The sequence below is a fragment of the Dactylosporangium sp. NPDC049742 genome (assembly GCF_040674675.1).
GTDB classification, from domain to species: domain Bacteria; phylum Actinomycetota; class Actinomycetes; order Mycobacteriales; family Micromonosporaceae; genus Dactylosporangium; species Dactylosporangium maewongense.
Genome location: NZ_JBFANF010000058.1, coordinates 24673 through 47380 on the forward strand (window position 1 = coordinate 24673; position 22708 = coordinate 47380).

Sequence of the window (22708 nt, forward strand, 5' to 3'; positions counted from 1 at the left end):
ACCGGGTCGGGTTCATGCTCGCCGACGCGCGCGCCGCGGTGCTGCTCGGCCTCGAAGACGTCCTCGACGAGCTGCCGGCGGGCCGGGTCCGGTCGGTGGCGCTCGACGACCGGCGAGTCGCGGCGTCCGTCGCCGCCCAGCCCGCCGACACCCTCGGCGTGCCGGTGCTGGCGGGTCAGGCGGCATACGTCATCTACACCTCCGGGTCGACCGGCGTGCCGAAGGGCGTCGTCGTCACCCACGTCGGCCTGGCGAGCCTCGTGGCGGCGCAGGCCGAACGGTTCGCGCTCGGAACCGGCGCCAGGGTGCTGCAGTTCGCGTCCGTCGGCTTCGACGCGGCGAGCGCCGAGATCATCGTGTCGCTGTGCTCCGGCGCCGGCCTGGTCGTCGCAGCCGCCGATGAGCTGCTGCCGGGCGGCGGCCTGACCGGCGTCGTGACCCGGTTCGGGGTGACCCACGTGACGCTGCCGCCGGCGGTGCTGGCGGTGCTGACCCCGGAAGACCTGGCGCCCGTGACGACGCTGGTGTCCGCCGGCGAGGCGCTCCCACCGGACCAGGTGGGCCGCTGGGCGGCCGGGCGGCGGCTGGTCAACGCGTACGGGCCGACCGAGACCACCGTCTGCGCGTCGATGTCGCGGCCGCTGGCACCCGGCGACGACCCGGTGATCGGCGGTCCCGTCGCGAACAGCCGGGTGTACGTGCTGGACGACCACCTGCTCCCGGTGCCGCCGGGCGTGGCCGGCGAGCTGTACGTCGCCGGCGCCTCCCTCGCCCGGGGATACGCGGGCCGCGCCGGCCTCACCGCGGGCCGGTTCGTCGCCGACCCGTTCGGAGCCGGCGGCCGGCTGTACCGGACCGGTGACGTGGCCCGGTGGACCGCCGCCGGCGACCTCGTCTACGCCGGCCGGGCCGACGCGCAGGTCAAGGTCCGCGGCTTCCGGATCGAGCCCGGCGAGATCGAGGCGGTCCTGAGTCGGCACCCCGAGGTCGAGCAGGCGGCCGTCGTCGCCCGCGAGGACGTCCCCGGCGACAGGCGCCTCGTCGCGTACGTGGTCGGCGACGCCGACGGCGCGCAGCTGCGCGCGTTCGCCGGGGAGCGGCTGCCGGACTACATGGTCCCCGCCGTGGTCGTCGTCCTCGACGCGCTGCCGCTGACGGTCAACGGCAAGCTCGACCGCCGGGCGCTGCCCGCGCCCGAGGTCACGGCGGGCGGGTCGGGCCGGGCCCCGGCCAACGCCCGCGAAGCGGCGCTGTGCCAGGCGTTCGCCGAGGTCCTCGGCCTGGACACGGTCGGCGTCGACGACGACTTCTTCGCCCTCGGCGGGCACTCGCTGCTCGCTGTCCGGCTCATCAGCCGCGTCCGCGCGGCCCTAGGCGTTGATCTCTCCATACGGACGTTGTTCGAAATCCCGACCGTCACCGGTCTCGCCGAGCACCTGGACGACCGAAAGTCGACCCGACCGGCGCTGCGGCCGATGCGCACCTCGAAGGAGTCCTCATGATCCCCTTGTCGTATGCGCAGCAGCGGCTGTGGTTCCTGGAGCAGCTCGAAGGGGCCAGCTCCCTGTACACCGTCCCGGTCGTGCTGCGGCTGTCCGGTGAGATCGACCGGGTCGCGCTCGACCAGGCGCTGAAGGACGTCCTCGGCCGGCACGAGGTCCTGCGGACGGTCCTGCCGGCCGTCGACGGGCAGCCGCACCAGCTGATCCTCCCCGTCGAGGACCTCGACTGGAGCCTCGGCGTCGCCGAGGTCACGACCGACGGTCTGCAGGCGGCCGTCGACGAGGCGGCGGAGTGCGTCTTCGACCTGACGACCGAGCTGCCGATCCGCGCCCAGCTGATCTCGGCCGGCGCGCACGAGCACGTCCTGGTGGTCGTCGTGCACCACGTCGCCTGCGACGCGTGGTCGACGACGCCGCTGGCGCGCGACCTGTCGACGGCGTACACCGCCCGCCGCCAGGGGCACGCCCCGGCGTGGGAGCCGCTGCCGGTGCAGTACGCGGACTACACGCTGTGGCAGCGGGAGCTGCTCGGCGACGAGTCCGACCCGGACAGCCTCATCTCCCAGCAGGTCGCCTACTGGCGCGACACCCTGGCCGGTCTGCCGGAGGAGCTGTCGCTGCCGGCCGACCGGCCCCGGCCGGCGATCTCGTCGAACCGCGGCCACGAGGTGGCGTGCACGGTGCCGGCGGAGGTGCACGGCCGGTTGCGTGAGGTGGTGCGTGAGCATGGCGTGACGATGTTCATGGTGGTGCAGGCGTCCCTGGCGATGGCGTTGTCGCGGTTGGGTGCGGGTGTGGATGTGCCGATCGGTGCGGCGACCGCGGGCCGTACGGATCAGGCGTTGGATGATCTTGTCGGGTTCTTCGTGAACAGTCTGGTGATGCGCACGGACCTGTCTGGGGATCCGTCGTTCACCGAGCTGCTTGCCCGGGTGCGGGAGACGTCGCTGGCGGGGTTTGAGCGTCAGGATGTGCCGTTCGATCGGTTGGTGGAGGTGTTGGCGCCGTCGCGGTTGCCGTCGCGGCATCCGTTGTTCCAGGTGATGCTGACCGTGCAGAACAATGCCGGTGCGGTGCTGGATCTGCCGGGGGTGGCGGTCGGTGGGCACGCGTCGGCGGTGGAGGCGGTGTCGGCGGCTCGGTTCGATCTGGATCTGAACATCGGTGAGGTGTTCGACGGTCGTGGTGGCGCCGCTGGGATGCGGGGTGCGCTGACGGGTTCGGCGGATCTGTTCGATGAGGGTACGGTCGCGGCGATCGCCCGCCGGTGGATGCGGGTGTTGGAGTCGGTGCTGGCCGATCCGACGCTGCGACTGTCCGAGGTGGACATCTGGGACGACGGCGAACTCGACCGGATCCTGCACGGGTGGAACGACACCGCGGTGCAGGTCGCCGGCGCGTCGCTGCCGGAGCTGTTCGCCGCCCAGGCCGAGCGGGCTCCGGACGCCGTCGCCGTCGTCGGCGACGAAGGCTCGCTGTCCTACGCGGAGCTCGACGCGCGGACCAACCGGCTGGCCCGGTACCTGCGCAACGCCGGCGTCGGCACTGAATCCGTCGTGGGTGTGTGCCTGCCCCGCGGCGTCGACCTCGTCGTGGCGCTGCTGGCAGTGGTCAAGGCCGGCGGCGCGTACCTGCCGATCGACCCGGAGCTGCCGGTCGAGCGGATCGCGTTCATGCTCGCCGACTCGCGTGCCGCCGTGCTGCTCGGCCTCGAAGACGTCCTCGACGAGCTGCCAGCCGGCCGCGTGCGGTCGGTGGCGCTCGACGACCGGCGGGTCGCGGCGTCGGTCGCCGCCCAGGCCGCCGACGCCATGGGCGCGCCGGTGCTGGCGAGTCAGGCGGCGTACGTCATCTACACCTCCGGGTCGACCGGCGTGCCGAAGGGCGTCGTCGTCACCCACCGCGGCATCGCCAGCCTGGTCGCGGCGCAGGTGAAGCGGTTCGGGGTCGGCGCGGGCAGCCGGGTGCTGCAGTTCGCGTCCGTCGGGTTCGACGCGGCGACGTGGGAGCTGGTGATGGCGCTGTGCACCGGCGCCGGCCTGGTCGTCGCACCCGCCGAGCAGCTGCTGCCCGGGTCGGGCCTGGCCGAGGTCATCGGCACGCACGGGGTCACGCACGCGACCCTGCCGCCGGCGGTGCTCGCGGTGCTGTCCCCGGACGACCTGCCATCGGTGCGGACCCTCGTCTCCGCCGGTGAGGCGCTGTCCCGCGAACTGGTGGACCGGTGGGTGCCCGGGCGGCAGTTCGTCAACGCGTACGGGCCGACGGAGACGACGGTCTGCGCGTCGATGTCGCAGAGCCTGGCGACCGGAGCGGACCCGGTGATCGGCGGTCCGGTCACCAACAGCCGGGCGTACGTCCTGGACGACCGCCTCCTGCCGGTGCCGCCGGGCGTGGCCGGCGAACTGTACGTGGCCGGTGCCTCCCTCGCCCGGGGCTACGCGGGCCGCGCCGGCCTCACCGCGGGCCGGTTCGTCGCCGACCCGTTCGGTGACGCCGGACGGCTGTACCGGACCGGTGACGTGGTCCGCTGGACCGCCGGCGGCGACCTGGTGTTCGCGGGCCGGGCCGACGACCAGGTCAAGGTCCGCGGGTTCCGCATCGAACCCGGCGAGATCGAGGCGGTCCTCGGCCAGCACCCGCAGGTCACGCAGGCCGCGGTGATCGCGAAGGACGAGCGGCTCATCGCCTACGTGGTCGGCGACGTCGACGGCGCGCAACTGCGCGAGTTCACCGGCGAACGGCTGCCGGAGTACATGGTGCCCTCGGCGGTCGTCGTCCTCGACGCTCTGCCGCTGACCGTGAACGGCAAGCTCGACCGCAAGGCGCTCCCCGCCCCCGAGCTCACCGCGACCGGCGCCGGCCGGGGCCCGGCGGACGCCCGCGAGGCGGCGCTGTGCCAGGCGTTCGCCGAGGTCCTCAACCTCGGCACGGTCGGCGTCGACGACGACTTCTTCGCCCTCGGCGGGCACTCGCTGCTCGCCGTCCGCCTCATCAGCCGCGTCCGCGCGGTCCTCGGCGTCGACCTGACCATCCGCACCCTCTTCGAGGCACCGACCGTGGCCGGGCTCGCCGCCCGCCTGGCCGGCGCCGGTGCGGCACGGGCGGCGCTGGTGCCGTGGGAGCGCCCGGAGCGGGTGCCGTTGTCGTTCGCCCAGCAGCGGCTGTGGTTCCTCGGCCAGCTGGAAGGCCCCAGCGCCACCCACAACGTCCCGACCGTGCTCGGGCTGACGGACGTGACCGACGCGGACGTGCTCGGCGCGGCCCTGCGGGACGTCATCGGACGGCACGAGGTGCTGCGCACGGTGTTCCCCGCCGTCGACGGCCGCCCGTTCCAGCACGTGATCCCACTGGAAGACCTCGACTGGCGGCTGCAGCCGGTCGACGTCCCGGCGGGGCAGGTGCCCGGCGCGGTGGCGGCGGCGGTGCAGCACCCGTTCGACCTGGCCGTCGAGGTGCCGATCCGCGCCTGGCTCTTCACCGACGGCGACACGCGGACGCTGGTGGTCGTCGTGCACCACATCGCGGCCGACGGCTGGTCGATGGGGCCGCTGGCGGCCGACGTGTCAGCGGCGTACGCGGCCCGGACGGCGGGCCGCACCCCGGCGTGGACGCCCCTCGCCGTCCAGTACGCCGACTACGCGCTGTGGCAGCGGGAGCTGCTCGGCGACGAGTCCGACCCGGGCAGCCTGATCTCGCGGCAGGTGGCGTACTGGCGGCAGGCCCTCTCCGGCGCGCCGGAGGAGCTGGTGCTGCCGGTCGACCGGAGGCGCCCCGAGGTCGCCAGCCGCCACGCCCACGTCGCACCCGTCACGGTGCCGGCCGCGCTGCACGCCCGCCTGGCCGAGCTGGCCCGCGCCGAGGGCGTCACCGTGTTCATGCTGCTGCAGGCCGGGATCGGGGTGCTGCTGTCGAAGCTCGGTGCCGGCACCGACATCCCCATCGGGGCGGCCATCGCCGGCCGCACCGACCAGGCCCTCGACAACCTCGTCGGCTACTTCGTCAACACGCTCGTCATGCGCACCGACCTGTCCGGCGACCCCACGTTCCTCGAGCTGCTCGCCCGCGTGCGGGAGACGTCCCTCGCCGGGTTCGAGCACCAGGACGTGCCGTTCGAGCGCCTCGTCGAGGAGCTGTCGCCGGCCCGGTCCCTCGCCCGGCACCCCCTGTTCCAGGTCATGCTCACCGTGCAGAACACCGCCGACGCGGTGCTGGACCTGCCCGGCGTCCGAGCCGCCGGCGCAGCGGCCGCCGCGGCGGCGATGGCCGTGGCGAAGTTCGACCTCGACTGGATCGTCAGCGAGACGTTCGACGCCGACGGCGGCGCCGCCGGGCTTCGCGGCGTGCTGAACGGCTCCGTGGACCTGTTCGACGCCGGCACGGTCGCGTCGATCGCCCAGCGACTGCTGCGCGTCCTCGACGGTGTACTGGCGGACCCGGCCGCGCCGATCTCGACCGTCGACGTGCTCGACCCGGCCGAACGCGACCAGCTGCTGTTCGGCTGGAACGGCCCCGCCGCCGACGGGCTGTTCCCGACGCTGCCGGAGCTGTTCGCGGCGCAGGCGGCCCGCACACCCGACGCGCCGGCGCTGGTGAGCGGCGACGCCTCGCTGTCCTACGCCGAGCTGGCGGCACGGTCGGACCGCCTCGCGGCGTACCTGCGGAACCTCGGTGTCGGCACCGAGTCGGTGGTGGGCCTGTGCCTGCCGCGGGGTGTCGACATGGTGGTTTCGTTGCTGGCGGTGGTGAAGGCCGGCGGCGCGTACCTGCCGATCGATCCTGAGCTGCCGGTGGACCGGATCGCGTTCATGCTCGCCGACGCCCGTGCCGCGGTGCTGCTGGGCTTCGAGGACGTCCTCGACGAGCTGCCGGCCGGCCGGTTCCGGTCGGTGGCGCTGGACGACCCGCGGGTGGCGGGCGCGGTGGCCGGTTCGCGCGGCGCGCCCGTGGCGGTGCTCGCGGACGCGGGGCAGTCGGCGTACGTGATGTACACGTCGGGTTCGACGGGCACGCCGAAGGGCGTCGTCGTGCCGCACCGGGCGATCGTGCGGCTGGTGCGCGACGCGAACTACTTCACCGTCGGCGCCGGCGACGTCGTCGGTCACCTGGCGTCGCCGTCGTTCGACGCGGCGACCTTCGAGATCTGGGGCGCGCTGCTCAACGGCGCCGCCCTGGCGGTCGCCCCGGCGGGCGCCATGTCGACCGGGGAGCTGCGGACCTTCCTCGACACGCACCACGTCGGCACGCTGTGGCTGACCGCGGGCCTGTTCCACCAGGTCGTCGGTACCGACGTGCGGGCGCTCGCGCCTGTGCGCCAGCTGCTGGCGGGTGGCGACGTGCTGTCTCCCGCGGCGTGCGCCACGGTGCTGGGGGAGCTGCCAGAGCTGCGGCTGTTGAACGGGTACGGGCCGACGGAGAACACGACGTTCACGGCCGTGCACGCGATCCGGTCCCAGGACGTCGCCGACGGGAGCAGTGTGCCCATCGGCGCGCCGATCTCCGGCACGCAGGTGTACGTCCTGGACGGCCGCCTCGAGCCCGTCCCGGTGGGCGTGGCCGGCGAGCTGTACGTGGCCGGCGCCGGCGTGGCCCGCGGGTACGTGAGCCGGGCGGCGTTGACGGCGGAGCGGTTCGTGGCGGATCCGTTCGACGACGGTGGACGCCTGTACCGGACCGGTGATGTGGTGCGGTGGTCCGGCGACGGTGACCTGATCTTCGTGGGTCGCGCGGACGAGCAGGTGAAGATCCGTGGGTTCCGGGTCGAGCCCGGCGAGATCGAGGCCGTGCTGGCCGCGCATCCGCAGGTGGCGCAGGTCGCCGTCATCGCCCGGGAGGACGCGACCGGCGACAAGCGCCTGGTGGCGTACGTGGTCGGCACGGTCGAGGGTGCGGCGCTGCGTGAGTTCGTGAGCGACCGGCTGCCGGAGTACATGGTGCCGGCGGCGTTCGTGCCGATGGCGGCGCTGCCGCTCACGGCGAACGGGAAGCTGGACCGCCGGGCGCTGCCCGCGCCGGACTTCGCCGGGGCGGCCGGGTCGGGCCGGCGCCCGGTGAGCGTGCGCGAGGAGCTGCTGTGCCTGGCGTTCGCCGAGGTCCTCGGTCTGGACGCGGTCGGCGTCGACGACGACTTCTTCGCCCTCGGCGGGCACTCCCTGCTCGCGGTGCGGCTCGTCAGCCAGGTCCGGGCGGTGTTCGGGGTCGAGCTGTCGCTGCGGGTGCTGTTCGAGACCCCGACCGTCGCCGGGCTGGCCGAGCGGCTGTCGGGCGCGCGGCAGGCACGGGCCGCGCTGGTGCCGTGGGAACGCCCGGAGCGGCTGCCGCTGTCGTACGCGCAGCGGCGGCTGTGGTTCATCGGCCAGCTGGAGGGGCCGAGCGCGACCTACAACATCCCGATGGCCCTGCGCCTGACCGGCGACGTCGACCCGGCCGCGCTGGGCGCGGCGCTGCGGGACGTGATCGGCCGGCACGAAGTGCTGCGCACCGTGTTCCAGACGGCCGACGGTGAGCCGTTCCAGCGGGTGATCCCCGGCCACGAGCTGACGTGGCAGCTGGAACTGGTCGACGTCGCGCCGGACGGGCTCGCCGCCGCGGTCGAGGCGGCGGAGCAGCACGCCTTCGACCTCGCGGTGGAGGTGCCGATCCGGGCGTGGCTGTTCGACACCGGGAACGGCGAGCGGACGCTGCTGGTGGTCGTGCACCACATCGCCAGCGACGGCTGGTCGATCCGGCCGCTCGCCGCCGACGTGTCGACGGCCTACGCCGCACGGCTGGCGGGCCACGCCCCGGCGTGGCCGCCGCTGCCGGTCCAGTACGCGGACTACGCCCTGTGGCAGCGGGAGCTGCTCGGCGACGAGTCCGATGTGGACAGCGTCATCGCGCGTCAGGTGGCGTACTGGCGTGACGCCCTCGCGGGTGCGCCGGAAGAGCTCGCGCTCCCGGCGGACCGGCGGCGCCCCACCGTGGCGAGCCATCGCGGGTACACCGTGCCGCTGCGCTTGGACGCCGCACAGCACGCGCGGCTGCTGGAAGTGGCCCGGGCCGAGGGCGTCACCGTGTTCATGCTGCTGCAGGCCGGGCTCGCGGTCCTGCTGACGAAGCTCGGCGCCGGCGGCGACATCCCCATCGGCGCGGCCATCGCCGGCCGCACCGACCAGGCCCTCGACGACCTCGTCGGGTTCTTCGTCAACACGCTCGTCATGCGGACCGACGTGTCCGGCGACCCCACGTTCAGCGAGCTGCTGGCCCGGGTGCGGGAGACCTCCCTGACGGCGTTCGAACACCAGGACGTGCCGTTCGAGCGGCTCGTCGAGGAGCTGGCGCCGGTCCGGTCCCTGGCGCGGAACCCGCTGTTCCAGGTGATGCTGACCCTGCAGAACAACGCCGACGCGGCCCTCGACCTGCCCGGCGCCAGGACCGGCAACGGCACCACCGCCGCCGGGACCGCCGCGACGGCGGCCAGGTTCGACCTCGACATGACGGTGTCGGAACGCTTCGACGCGGACGGAGCGCCGGCCGGCCTGCAGGGCGCGCTCAACGGATCCGCGGACCTGTTCGACCCCGCGACGGTGGCGTCGATCGCGCAGCGGTGGGCGCGGGTCCTCGAGGCGGTCCTCGCCGACCCGGCCGCGCCGATCTCGGGCGTCGACGTGCTCGACGCCGACGAGCGCGACCTGGTCCTGCACCGGTGGAACGACACGACCGCCGAGTTCCCGGACACGCTGCTGCCGGAGTCGTTCGCGGCGCAGGCGGCGCGGACACCGGACGCCGTGGCGGTGATCTTCGACGGGGTACCGGTGTCGTACGCGGAGCTGGACGCCCGCGTCGACCGGCTCGCCCGCTGGCTGGCCGGACGGGGCGTGCGTGCGGAGTCGGTCGTCGGCGTCTGCATGGGCCGCGGCGTCGACCTGCTGGTCGCGTTGCTGGCGGTGGGCCGGGCCGGTGGCGCGTTCCTGCCGCTGGATCCGGAGTTCCCGGGCGAGCGGCTGGCGTTCATGGTCGCGGACGCCGGCACGGCCCTCGTGCTGACCGACGCCGCCTGCGAACCGGTGCTCGCGGCGGCCGGGATCGCCGCCGTGCCCGTGGCCGAGCCGGCCGCGGCACCCGCCGGCGCTCTCCTCGACGTGCCGGTGTCGCCGGGTCAGATCGCGTACGTGCTGTACACGTCCGGGTCGACGGGTGTGCCGAAGGGCGTGGCGGTGTCGCACGCGGCCCTCGCGAACTTCCTGGCGGCGATGCGGGTCCGGTTCGGGATGGAGCCGGCGGACCGGCTGGTGGCGGTGACGACGGTCGGGTTCGACATCGCCGGGCTGGAGCTGTTCCTGCCGCTGGTGTGCGGGGCGTCGGTGGTGGTCGCGAGCCGTGACGAGGTGCGGGACCCGGCGCTGTTGCGGGCGCTGGTGCGGTCGTCCGGGGCGACGGTGGTGCAGGGCACGCCGAGCCTCTGGCAGGCCCTGGTCGGCGACGACACCGGGCTGTGGTCGGGGGTGCGCGTCCTCGTCGGCGGCGAGGCGCTGCCGGAAGGGCTGGCGCGGACGCTGACGGCGCGGGCCGGGGCGGTGCTGAACGTCTACGGGCCGACCGAGGCGACGATCTGGGCCACCGCGAAGGATGTCGACGGTGCCGGTCTGCTGGCGTCGATCGGTGCGCCGTTGCCGAACGTGCGCGCGTACGTGCTCGACGAGCGGCTGGCGCCCGCGCCGGTCGGCGTGGCCGGCGAGCTGTACCTGGCGGGTGTGCAGTTGGCCCGCGGGTACGTGGGTCGGGCGGGGTTGACGGCGGAGCGGTTCGTGGCAGATCCGTTCGAGGCCGGCGGTCGCCTATACCGCACGGGTGATGTGGTGCGGTGGGACGCGGCCGGTGAGCTGGTGTTCCTGGGCCGGGTCGACGAGCAGGTGAAGATTCGCGGCTTCCGGATCGAACCGGGTGAGATCGAGGCGGTCCTCACCGGTCATCCGCAGGTCGCTCAGGCCGCGGTGGTTGTCCGGGACGGGCGCCTGGTGGCGTACGTCGTGGGCACCGCCGAAGGTGCGGTGCTGCGTGAGTACGCGGCGTCGCGGCTGCCGGAGTACATGGTCCCGGCCGCCGTGGTGGTCCTCGACGCGCTGCCGCTGACCCCCAACCGGAAGCTGGACCGCAAGGCACTGCCCGCACCGGACTTCTCGGCGCTCGCCGGGACCGGCCGCGGCCCGGCGAACGCGCGCGAAGAGCTGCTGTGCCTGGCGTTCGCCGAGGTCCTCGGTCTCGAGGCCGCCGGGGTCGACGACGACTTCTTCGCCCTCGGCGGGCACTCGCTGCTGGCAGTGCGGCTGGTGGAGTGGCTGCGGACGCGTGGGTTGTCGATCCCGGTGCGGGCCCTGTTCGTCACCCCGACGCCCGCCGGGATCGCCGCGGTCGCCGGTGGGGTGACGGTCGAGGTGCCGGCGAACCGGATCCCGGCGGGCGCCACCGCGATCACGCCGGACATGCTGCCCCTGGTCGAGCTGTCCGAGGCCGAGCTGCGGACCGTCATCGCCTCGGTCGACGGCGGCGCCGGGAACGTGGCCGACGTGTACCCGCTGGCGCCGCTGCAGGAAGGGATCTTCTTCCACCACGTCCTCGCCGACGGCGGCCAGGACGCGTACGTGACGCCGTTCGTGCTCGAGTTCGCCGACCGCGACCGGCTGGACGCGTTCGTGGCCGGCCTCCGGTCGGTTGTCGAGCGGCATGACGTGTTCCGGACGTCGGTGGTGTGGGCCGGGTTGCGGGAGCCGGTGCAGGTGGTGTGGCGGTCGGTGACGCTGCCGGTGACCGAGGTTGGTCTGTCCGGAACCGGTGACGCTTCGGCGGAGCTGCTGTCGACGGTCGGGTTGTCGATGGACCTCGGCCGGGCGCCGCTGCTGGACGTGCACGTCGCGGAGGCAGACGGCCGCTGGCTCGGGCTGGTGCGGGTGCATCACCTCGTGCAGGACCACACGGCGCTGGACGTGGTGTCCGGCGAGATCGAGGCGGTGCTCGCGGGACGCGCCGAGGAACTGCCGGAGCCGGTGTCGTTCCGCGGGTTCGTGGCGCAGGCCCGGGCGGAACTTGCCGCCGGGGTGCACGAGGACTACTTCCGGGACCTGCTCGCCGGGGTCGTCGAGCCCACGGTGGCGTTCGGGGTCGGCGACGTCCGCGGCGACGGATCCGGCCTGACGCGCGCCGGGCTGCGGCTCGACGGCGCCGTGACGGCCCGGCTTCGAGACGCCGCCCGCCGGCTCGGGGTGACCGCCGCGACCGTGATGCACGTGGCGTGGTCGCGGGTCCTCGCCGCGGTGGCCGGGCGGGACGACGTCGTCTTCGGCACCGTCCTGTTCGGCCGGATGGGCGCCGGCGCCGACCGGGTGCCGGGGCTGTTCATCAACACGCTCCCGGTGCGGGTGGACATCGGCGGCCTGGACGCGGTGACGGCCGTACAGGAGATGCGGACGCTGCTGGTGGGCCTGCTGGAGCACGAGAACGCCCCGCTGGCGCTGGTGCAGCGGGTGTCGGAGCTGCCCGGTGACGCGCCGCTGTTCACGACGCTGTTCAACTACCGCCGCAACGGCGCCGGCACCGGATCCGGCACTGAGCCGGGCGGGTTCGAGGGTGTGCGGACCGTGTACGCCCGGGAGCGGACCAACTATCCGCTGACGGTGTCGGTGGACGACGACGGCACGGAACTCGGCGTGCTGGTCGACGCGGTCGGCCCGATCGACCCGCAGGCGGTCGCGGAGCTGCTGCGGACCACGGTCGCCGGGCTCGTGTCGGCGCTGGAGTCGGACCCGGCGACCCTGCTGACGGCGCTGCCGGTCCTGGACGACGCGCGGCGCGACGAGATCCTGTCCGGCTGGAGCGGCCACGAGGTTTCCGTCGCGCCCGCGACGCTGCCGTCGCTGTTCGCCGCGCAGGTCGCCCGGGATGCGGATGCGGTTGCGGTGGTCTGTGACGGGGTGTCGGTGTCGTACGGGGAGCTGGACGCCCGGTCGAACCAGCTCGCACGGTCGCTCGCCGGTCGTGGGGTCGTTCCCGGGTCGGTGGTGGCGGTGTCGCTGCCCCGTGGTGTGGATCTGATCGTGGCGTTGCTGGCGGTGTGGAAGGCGGGTGGTGCGTATCTGCCGGTGGAGCCGGGCCTGCCGGAGGATCGCGTCGAGTTCATGCTCGCGGATGCGGGCGTGGTGTGTGTGGTGACGGATGTGGACTCTGACGAGCCGTCCGGCCCGATTGAGCCCACGGGTCTGGTCTGGTCGCATCCGGCGTACGTGATGTACACGTCCGGTTCCACGGGCACGCCGAAGGGCGTCGTGGTGTCGCACGCCAATGTGGTGGAGCTGTTCGCGGCGGCCCGGGAAGAGTTTGACTTCGGCGTTGGTGACGTGTGGACGTGGTTCCATTCGTTCGCGTTCGACTTCTCGGTGTGGGAGTTGTGGGGTGCGCTGCTGCACGGTGGCCGGGTTGTGGTGGTGCCGTTCGACGTTTCGCGGTCGCCGGAGCTGTTCCGGGACCTGCTGGAGCGCGAGCGCGTCACGATGCTGAGCCAGACCCCGTCCGCGTTCTACCAGCTGGTCGCGGCGGGCAGGTTCGACAGCTCGCTGCGATGGGTGGTGTTCGGCGGCGAGGCCCTCGAACTGGGCCGGTTGGCCGACTGGTGGTCGTGGTGGGAGACCGGTGACGGCCCGCGCCTGGTCAACATGTACGGGATCACCGAGACCACCGTCCACGTCACCTTCCGCGCGCTGGAGCACGGGGAGACCGGCGCGAGCGCGGTCGGGCGGCCGCTGCCGGGCCTGCGCGTCTACGTGCTGGATGACAGGCTTGAGCTGGTGCCGCCGGGCGTCGCCGGCGAGCTGTACGTCGCCGGTGGCCAGCTAGCCCAGGGGTACCTGCGGCGGCCGGGACTGACGGCGACCCGGTTCGTCGCCGACCCGTTCGGCCAGGGCCGGCTCTACCGCACCGGCGACGTGGTCCGCTGGACCAACGACGGCGAGCTGGTCTACCTGGGGCGCGCCGATGAGCAGGTGAAGGTCCGCGGGTTCCGGATCGAGCTCGGCGAGATCGAGGCCGTGCTCAGCCAGCACCCGGACGTGACCCAGGCCGCGGTGCTCGCGCGCGACGAACGGCTGGTCGCCTACGTCGCCGGCACCGCCGACGGCGCGGCGGTGCGGGAGTTCGCGGCGACCCGGCTGCCGGACTACATGGTGCCCGCGGTCGTCATGGTGCTGGACGCGCTGCCGCTGACGGTGAACGGGAAGCTGGACCGCAAGGCCCTGCCGGAGCCGTCGTTCGCCGCCGGCGCCGGTCGCGGCCCGGGCGACGTGCGCGAGGAACTGCTGTGCCAGGCGTTCGCCGAGGTCCTCGGCGTCGAGACGGTCGGGGTCGACGACGACTTCTTCGCCCTCGGTGGGCACTCGCTCCTTGCGGTCCGGCTGGTCAGCCGGGTCCGGGCGGTGTTCGGGGTCGAACTGCCGCTGCGGGCGCTGTTCGAGGCGCCGACCGCCGCCGGCCTCGCGGCCCGGCTGCCGGGCGCCGGCACGGCCAGGGCGGTGCTCGCACCGCGGCAGCGTCCGGAGCGCCTGCCGCTGTCCTACGCGCAGCAGCGGCTGTGGTTCCTCGGCCAGCTGGAAGGCCCGAGCGCGACGTACAACATCCCGATCGTGCTGCGTCTCGCCGGTGACGTGGACGCGGCGGCGCTGGACGCGGCGCTGCGGGACGTCATCGGCCGGCACGAGGTGCTGCGCACCGTGTTCCCCGCCGCCGACGGCGAACCGTTCCAGCGGGTGGTCGACGACCTCGACTGGCGGCTGGAGCTGGTCGACGTGGCGGCGGGCGAACTGGCCGGCGCGGTGACCGCGGCGGCGCAGCACGCGTTCGACCTGGCGGCGGAGGCGCCGATCCGGGCGTGGCTGTTCAACGATGGCTCCGACGCCCGGGTCCTGGTCGTCGTGGTGCACCACATCGCCGGCGACGGCTGGTCCACCGGCCCGCTCGCCGCGGACCTGTCGGCCGCCTACACGGCCCGCCTGCAGGGCGGTGCCCCGGGGTGGGCGCCACTGCCGGTCCAGTACGCGGACTACACCCTGTGGCAGCGGGAGCTGCTCGGCGACGAGTCCGATGTGGACAGCGTGATCTCCCGGCAGGTCGCGTACTGGCGTGCGGCCCTCGCGGGAGCGCCGGAAGAGCTGACGCTGCCCGCCGACCGGCGGCGTCCCGCCGTCGCCGGCCACCGCGGCCACGCGGAGCCGGTCAGGATCAGCGCCGCAGTGCACGCGCGGATGCTGGAGGTGGCGCGCGCCGAGGGCGTGACGGTGTTCATGCTCCTGCAGGCCGGGCTCGGCGCGCTGCTGACCAGGCTCGGCGCCGGCACGGACGTCCCGATCGGAGCCGCGGTCGCCGGCCGTACCGACGAAGCCCTCGACAACATGGTCGGCTTCTTCGTCAACACGCTCGTCATGCGCATGGACCTGGCGGGTGACCCGACCTTCGCCGACCTGCTGGCGCGGGTGCGGGCGACGACACTGGCCGCGTTCGAGCATCAGGACGTGCCGTTCGAGCGGCTCGTCGAGGACCTCGCCCCCGCGCGCTCCCTGGCGCGGCACCCGCTGTTTCAGGTGATGCTGACCGTCCAGAACACGGCCGGCGCGGTGCTGGACCTGCCCGGGGTGCACGCCGGCGAGCAGAGCGCGGCCGGCACGGCGGTGGCGAAGTTCGACCTGGACCTCAACGTCGCCGAGACCTTCGACGACGCCGGCGCCGCGGCCGGGCTGCGGGGCGTGCTGACCGGCGCGGCCGACCTGTTCGACGCCGCCACCGTCGCCGCCGTCGCGCGGCGGTGGGTCCGGATGCTGGAGGCCGTCCTGGCGGACCCGGCCGCGCCGATCTCGGCGGCCGACCTCCTCGACGCCGGCGAGCGCGACCACCTGCTGCACGACTGGAACGGCGGCACGCTCGACGTCGCGCCCGCGACGCTGCCGGCGCTGTTCGCGGCGCAGGTCGCCCGGGACGCGGATGCGGTCGCGGTGGTCAGTGACGGTCTGTCGGTGTCGTACGGGGAGCTGGACGCTCGGTCCAACCGGTTGGCGCGGTCGCTCATCGGTCGTGGGGTCGGACCGGAGTCCGTGGTGGCGGTGCGCCTGCCGCGTGGCGTGGATCTGATCGTGGCGTTGCTCGCGGTGTGGAAGGCGGGTGGTGCGTATCTGCCGGTGGAGCCGGGCCTGCCGGAGGACCGTGTCGAGTTCATGCTCGCGGATGCGGGTGCGGTGTGGGTGGTGACGGATGTGGACTCTGACGAGCCGTCCGGCCCGATCGAGCCCACGGGTCTGGTCTGGTCGCATCCGGCGTACGTGATGTACACGTCCGGTTCCACGGGCACCCCCAAGGGTGTGGTGGTCACCCACGCGAATGTCGTGGAGTTGTTCGCGGCGGCGCGGGAAGAGTTCGACTTCGGTGTCGGGGATGTGTGGACGTGGTTCCATTCGTTCGCGTTCGACTTCTCGGTGTGGGAGCTGTGGGGCGCCCTGCTGCACGGTGGCCGGGTCGTGGTGGTGCCGTTCGACGTGTCGCGGTCGCCGGAGCTGTTCCGGGACCTGCTGGAGCGGGAACGCGTCACGATGCTGAGCCAGACCCCGTCGGCGTTCTACCAGCTGGTCGCGGCGGGCAGGTTCGACAGCTCGCTGCGGTGGGTGGTGTTCGGCGGCGAGGCCCTCGAACTGGGCCGGCTGGCCGACTGGTGGTCGCTGTGGCAGGACGGTGAAGGCCCCCGCCTGGTCAACATGTACGGCATCACCGAAACCACCGTCCACGTCACGTTCCGCGCGCTGGAGCACGGGGAGACCGGCGCGAGCGCGATCGGCCGGCCCCTCGCCGGGCTGCGGGCGTACGTGCTGGATGACAGGCTTGAGCTGGTGCCCCCGGGCGTCGCCGGTGAGCTGTACGTCGCCGGCGGTCAGCTCGCGCGCGGCTATCTGCAGCGACGCGGCCTGACGGCCACCCGGTTCGTCGCGGATCCGTTCGGTGCCGGCCGGCTCTACCGCACCGGTGACGTGGTCCGCTGGACCGGCGACGGCGAACTGGTCTACCTGGGTCGGGCCGACGAGCAGGTGAAGGTCCGCGGGTTCCGGATCGAGCTCGGCGAGATCGAGGCCGTGCTGAGCCAGCACCCGGGTGTCGAGCAGGTCGCGGTCATCGCCCGTGACGACCGGCTCGTGGCATACGTGGTCGGTGCGGTGGATGGTCCGGCGCTGCGGGAGTTCGCGGCGTCGCGGCTTCCGGAGTACATGGTGCCCGCCGCCGTCGTGTCGCTCGACGTGCTGCCGTTGACGGTGAACGGGAAGCTGGACCGCAAGGCGCTGCCGGAACCCTCCTACGTCGCCGGGACGGGCCGGGGACCGGCCAACGTCCGGGAAGAGTTGCTGTGCCAGGCGTTCGCCGAGATCCTCGGCCTCGACGCCGTCGGGGTCGACGACGACTTCTTCACCCTCGGTGGGCATTCGCTGCTGGCCGTGCGGCTGGTCAGCCGGATCCGGTCCGTGCTCGGCGTCGAGCTGGCGCTGTCGGCGCTGTTCGAGTCGCCGACCGTCGCCGGGCTGGCGGAGCGGCTGGCCACGGCGCGCGAAGCCCGGACGGCACTCGTGCCGTGGCAGCGTCCGGAGCGGCTGCCGCTGTCGTTCGCGCAGCAGCGGCTGTGGTTCCTGGCGCAGCTGGAGGGGCCGAGCGCGACGTACAACATCCCGATCGTGCTGCGTCTCGCCGGTGACGTCGACGCGGCGGCGCTGGACGCGGCGCTGCGGGACGTCATCGGCCGGCACGAGGTGCTGCGCACGGTGTTCCCCGCCATCGACGGCGAGCCGTTCCAGCGGGTGGTCGACGACCTCGACTGGCGGCTGCACCTCGCGGACGTGGCGCCGGAGGCGCTGGCGGGCGCGGTGGCGGAGGCGGCGCAGTACACCTTCGACCTGACGGCGGAGGCGCCCATTCGGGCGTGGCTGTTCAGCGCCGGCCCGGGCGAGCGGACGCTGGTCGTGGTCGTGCACCACATCGCCGGCGACGGCTGGTCCACCGGACCCCTCGCCGCGGACCTGTCCGCCGCCTACACGGCCCGCCTGCGGGGCGCCGCCCCGGCATGGGCGCCGCTGCCCGTCCAGTACGCCGACTTCGCCCTGTGGCAGCGGGAGCTGCTCGGCGACGAGTCCGATGTGGACAGCGTGATCTCGCGGCAGGTGGCGTACTGGCGTGCGGCCCTCGCGGGTGCGCCGGAGGAGCTGACGCTGCCCGTGGACCGGCGGCGGCCGGCGGTGGCCGGGCATCGCGGGCACGGGGTACCGGTCGGGATCGACGGGGAGCTGTACGCGCGCCTGGTCCGGGTGGCGCGGGCCGAGGGCGTGACGGTGTTCATGCTGCTGCAGGCCGGGCTCGGGGTGCTGCTGTCGAAACTGGGCGCGGGCACGGACATCCCGATCGGCACGCCGGTCGCGGGCCGTACCGACGAAGCCCTCGACAACCTCGTCGGCAGCTTCGTCAACACGCTCGTGATGCGCACCGACCTGGCGGGCAACCCCACCTTCGCCGAACTGCTCGCCCGGGTGCGGCAGACCGCGCTCGCCGGGTTGGAGCACCAGGACGTGCCGTTCGAGCGGCTCGTCGACGAGCTGTCGCCGGTGCGGTCGCTCGCGCGGCACCCGCTGTTCCAGGTGATGCTGACCCTGCAGAACACCGCGGACGCGGTCCTGGACCTGCCCGGGGTCCGCGCCGGCGGGCAGGGTGCGCCGGCGGCGGGCACGAGCGCGGCGAAGTTCGACCTCGACGTCACCCTCGCCGAGATCCACGGCGCGGACGGTGCCGCGGCGGGCCTGCGGGGCGTGCTGACCGGCTCGGCGGACCTGTTCGACGCCGCGACGGTGGAGAGCATCGCGGAGCGGCTCGTGCGGGTGCTGGACGCGCTGCTGGCCGACCCGTCCGCGCCGATCGCCGCCGCGGACGTCCTCGACGCCGGCGAACGCGACCGGGTGCTCATCGAGTGGAACGCCACCGACGTGCCGGTCCCCGACGCGACGGTGCTGGAGCTGTTCCAGACGCAGGCGCTGGGGACCCCGGAAGCTCCGGCCGTGGTGTGTGACGGCGTGTCGCTGTCCTACGCGGAGCTGGACGCCCGCTCGGACCGTGTCGCGGGAGCCCTGGCCGGCCAGGGCGTCGGCGCGGAGTCGCTGGTCGGGCTGTCGCTGCCGCGTGGCGTCGACATGGTGGTGGCGGTGCTGGGCGTGTGGAAGGCCGGCGGTGCGTACGTGCCGATCGATCCTGAGTATCCGGCGGACCGTATCGCGTTCATCGTCGAGGACGCGGCGCCGGTGTGTGTACTGACGGAGCTTCCGTTCTCTGATGGTCCGTTGCCTCCGGTGTCGACGCGTGGCGCTCAGTTGGCGTATGTGATCTACACGTCGGGTTCGACGGGTGTGCCGAAGGGCGTCGGGGTGTCGCACGCGGCGCTGGCGAACGCGGCGTCGGTGTTCACGCCGGTCTTCGACGCCCGCCCGGGTGCTGGGATCCTGCAGTTCGCGTCGTTCAGTTTCGACGCGTCGGTGCTGGACCTCGCTGTTGCGTTGACGTCGGGCGCGAAGCTGGTGGTCGCGTCGTCGGCGGAGCGCACCGACACGGCGCTCCTGCGTGAGCTGGTCGCCGCGGCGCAGGTGGAGATCACCAGCGTCGTGCCGAGCCTGCTGGAGGTTCTTACCCCGCAGGACCTGGCGCCGGTCCGGCGGCTGGTCGTCGGGTCCGAGGCGATCTCGGCGCGGCAGGCCCAGCTGTGGTCCGCAGACCGCGTGCTGGTGAACACGTACGGCCCGACCGAGGCGGCGGTGATGGTCGCCGCTGGTGTGGTCGACGGCGACGGGCCCGTGGTGCCGTTCGGGCGGCCGACGGGCAACAGTCGCATGTACGTCCTCGACGGCAACCTCAAGGCGGTGCCCGCGGGTGTCGCCGGTGACCTGTACGTGGCTGGTGCGCAGCTGGCCCGTGGCTACATCGGCCGGGCGGGGTTGACGGCGGAGCGGTTCGTCGCGGACCCGTTCGGTGACGGCGGCCGCCTGTACCGGACCGGTGATGTGGTGCGGTGGTCCGGCGACGGGGCCCTCGTCTTCGTCGGCCGCGCGGATGAGCAGGTGAAGATCCGTGGGTTCCGGATCGAGCCGGGTGAGATCGTCGCTGTTCTGAGCGAGCACCCGGGCGTGTCGCGGGCTGCGGTGATCGTCCGGGACGAGCGCCTGGTCGCGTACGTCGTGGGTGCGGTCGAAGCCGCGGTGCTGCGGGAGTTCGCGGCGTCGCGGCTGCCGGAGTACATGGTGCCCGCGGCCGTCGTCGTGCTGGACGCGCTGCCGCTGTCGCCGAACGGGAAGCTGGACCGCAAGGCACTGCCGGCGCCGTCCTTCACCGCGGGGGCGGGCCGAGCGCCGGGCAGCGTGCAGGAGGAGCTGCTGTGCCAGGCGTTCGCCGAGGTGCTCGACCTGGACACGGTCGGGGTCGATGACGACTTCTTCGCCCTCGGCGGGCACTCGCTGCTCGCCGTCCGGCTCGTCAGCCGCATCAGGGCGGTCCTCGGCGTCGAGCTGCCACTGCGGGCGCTGTTCGAGGCGCCGACGGTCGCCGGGCTGGCCCGCGAACTGCGGGGCGCCGGTGCGGCACGGGCGGCGCTGGCGCCGTGGCCGCGCCCGGAGCGGCTGGCGTTGTCATATGCGCAGCGCCGCCTGTGGTTCCTGTGGAAGCTGGACGGCCCGAGCGCGACCTACAACATCCCCGTGGTGCTGAGCCTGTCCACCGAGACGGATGCCGAAGCGCTGGGCCAGGCGCTGCGTGACGTGATCGGCCGGCACGAGGTCCTGCGCACCGTGTTCCCGGCCGCCGGCGGTGAGCCGTTCCAGCAGGTGGCCGAGGACGTCGACTGGCGGCTGGAGCTGGTGGACGTCGCGGCCGGCGAGCTGCCCGCCGCGGTGCTGGCGGCGACGCAGCACGCGTTCGACCTGGCGGCGGAGCTGCCGATCCGGGCGTGGCTGTTCGACGACGGCACCGCCCGGACGCTGGTGGTGGTGCTGCACCACATCGCCGGCGACGGCTGGTCGACAGGGCCCCTGGCAGCGGACGTGTCGGCGGCGTACGCGGCCCGCGTCGCAGGACGGGCCCCGGAGTGGGCGCCGCTGCCGGTGCAGTACGCCGACTACACCCTGTGGCAACGGAACCTGCTCGGCGACGAGGACGACGCGGACAGCGTCATCACCCGGCAGGTCGCGTACTGGCGGCGGGCGCTCGCCGGAGCGCCGGACGAGCTGGTCCTGCCGGCGGACCGGCGCCGGCCCACTGTCGCCGGCCACCGCGGGCACGCGGCACCGGTCGAGATCGGCACCGCCCTGCACGCCAGGCTGTCGGAGGTCGCGCGGGCCGAAGGCGTGACCGTCTTCATGCTGCTGCAGGCGGGACTGGCCGTCCTGCTGTCGAAGCTGGGCGCCGGGACCGACATCCCGATCGGTGCCGCGGTCGCGGGCCGTACCGACGAGGCCCTGGACGACCTGGTCGGGTTCTTCGTCAACACGCTTGTGATGCGTACCGACCTGTCCGGTGACCCGACCTTCACTGAGCTGCTCGCCCGGGTTCGGGAGGCGTCGCTGGCGGCGTTCGAGCATCAGGACGTGCCGTTCGAGCGGCTCGTGGAGGAGCTGGCTCCGGTCCGGTCCCTGGCGCGGCACCCGCTGTTCCAGGTGATGCTGACCCTGCAGAACACCGCCGGCGCCGTGCTCGACCTGCCCGGAGCCCGCACCGGCGGACAGGTCGCATCCGCGGCCGACATGGCGGCCGCCAAGTTCGACCTCGAGGTCGCGGTGTCGGAGCGGTTCGACGCCGACGGCGCCGCGGCCGGGTTGCACGGTGTCGTGACCGGCGCGGCGGACCTGTTCGACGCCGCCACCGTCGCCTCCATCGCGCGGCGGTGGGTGCGGGTGCTGGGGGCGGTGCTGGCGGCGCCGTCGGAGCCCGTCTCCCGGGTGCAGGTGCTCGACACCGCCGAGCTGGACCTGGTGCTGCGCCGGTGGAACGACACCGGGTTCGTGGTGCCGGAGGTGTCGGTGCCGGAGATGTTCGCGGCGCAGGTGGCGCGGACGCCGGACGCGGTGGCGGTGGTCGGTGACGGGTTCGCGGTGTCGTATCGCGACCTGGATGCCCGGGCGGCGAGTCTCGCGGCGCATCTGGTCGGGTTGGGGGTGGGTCCGGAGTCGGTGGTGGCGCTGCGCCTGCCGCGTGGGCTGGAGATGCTTGTCGCGGTGCTGGGTGTGTGGAAGGCGGGCGGCGCGTACCTGCCGGTGGATCCGTCGTACCCGGCGGAGCGGGTGGAGTTCATGCTGGCGGATGCGGCGCCGGTGTGCGTGCTGACGCCGGACTCGTGGCCGGCGCACGCGGTGGCGGCCGACTCGGCGTCGGTGGTGGCGGGACCGGGGCACGCGGCGTACGTGATGTACACGTCCGGGTCGACGGGCCGGCCGAAGGGCGTGGTGGTCGAGCAGCGGTCGGTGGCTGCGCTGGTCGCGTGGGCGGGGTCGCGGTTCGGGGCGGACTTCGGCCGGGTGCTGGGGTCGACGTCGCTGAGCTTCGACGTGTCCGTGTTCGAGCTGCTGGGCCCGCTGTGCTCGGGCGGGTCGGTGCGGCTGGTCGAGGACCTGCTGGCACTGGCCGACGGTGACCTCGGTGACGTGTCGCTGGTGAGCGCGGTGCCGTCGGCGCTGGTGCCGGTGCTCGGTGGTCTGGACACCGGGGTCGTGGTGCTGGCCGGCGAGGGCCTGACGGCCGGGGTGTTCAACGCCGTGCGGGCCGCGCTGCCCGAGGCGGTCATCGCCAACATCTACGGTCCGACCGAGGCGACGGTGTACGCGACGGCGTGGTTCGACGACGGCGAGGCCCGGCAGGCGGGCTGGATCCCGCCGATCGGCCGCCCGATCGGCGGTGCGCGGACGTACGTCCTGGACGACCGGTTGATGCCGGTGCCGGTCGGCGTCGCCGGCGAGTTGTACCTGGCCGGGTCCGGGGTGGCGCGAGGGTATGCGCGGCGGCCCGGCCTGACGGCGGAGCGGTTCGTCGCGGATCCGTTCGCCGACGGTGGCCGGCTGTACCGGACCGGCGACGTCGTGCGGTGGACCGGTGACGGCGAGCTGGTGTACCTCGGCCGGTCGGACGAGCAGGTGAAG

At 73.7% G+C, this 22708-nt stretch carries 2 protein-coding genes (both running past the window's edge); both read left to right on the forward strand.

Features of this window, described 5'->3' with window-relative positions:
* Positions 1–1502: the 3' portion of a non-ribosomal peptide synthase/polyketide synthase gene (locus AB0J72_RS45000; protein ID WP_363411508.1), read on the forward strand. 20311 nt of this gene lie to the left of the window's left edge; 1502 of the gene's 21813 nt are visible here — the last part of the coding sequence; its start codon lies off the left edge, out of view; its stop codon occupies positions 1500–1502.
* A protein-coding gene (locus AB0J72_RS45005) for a non-ribosomal peptide synthase/polyketide synthase (protein WP_363411510.1) crosses the window boundary here: on the forward strand, positions 1499–22708 show its start. Its footprint extends 22494 nt past the window's final position; 21210 of the gene's 43704 nt are visible here — the first part of the coding sequence; it begins with the start codon at positions 1499–1501; the stop codon falls past the right edge of the window. Before AB0J72_RS45000 ends, AB0J72_RS45005 begins: the two co-directional genes overlap by 4 nt.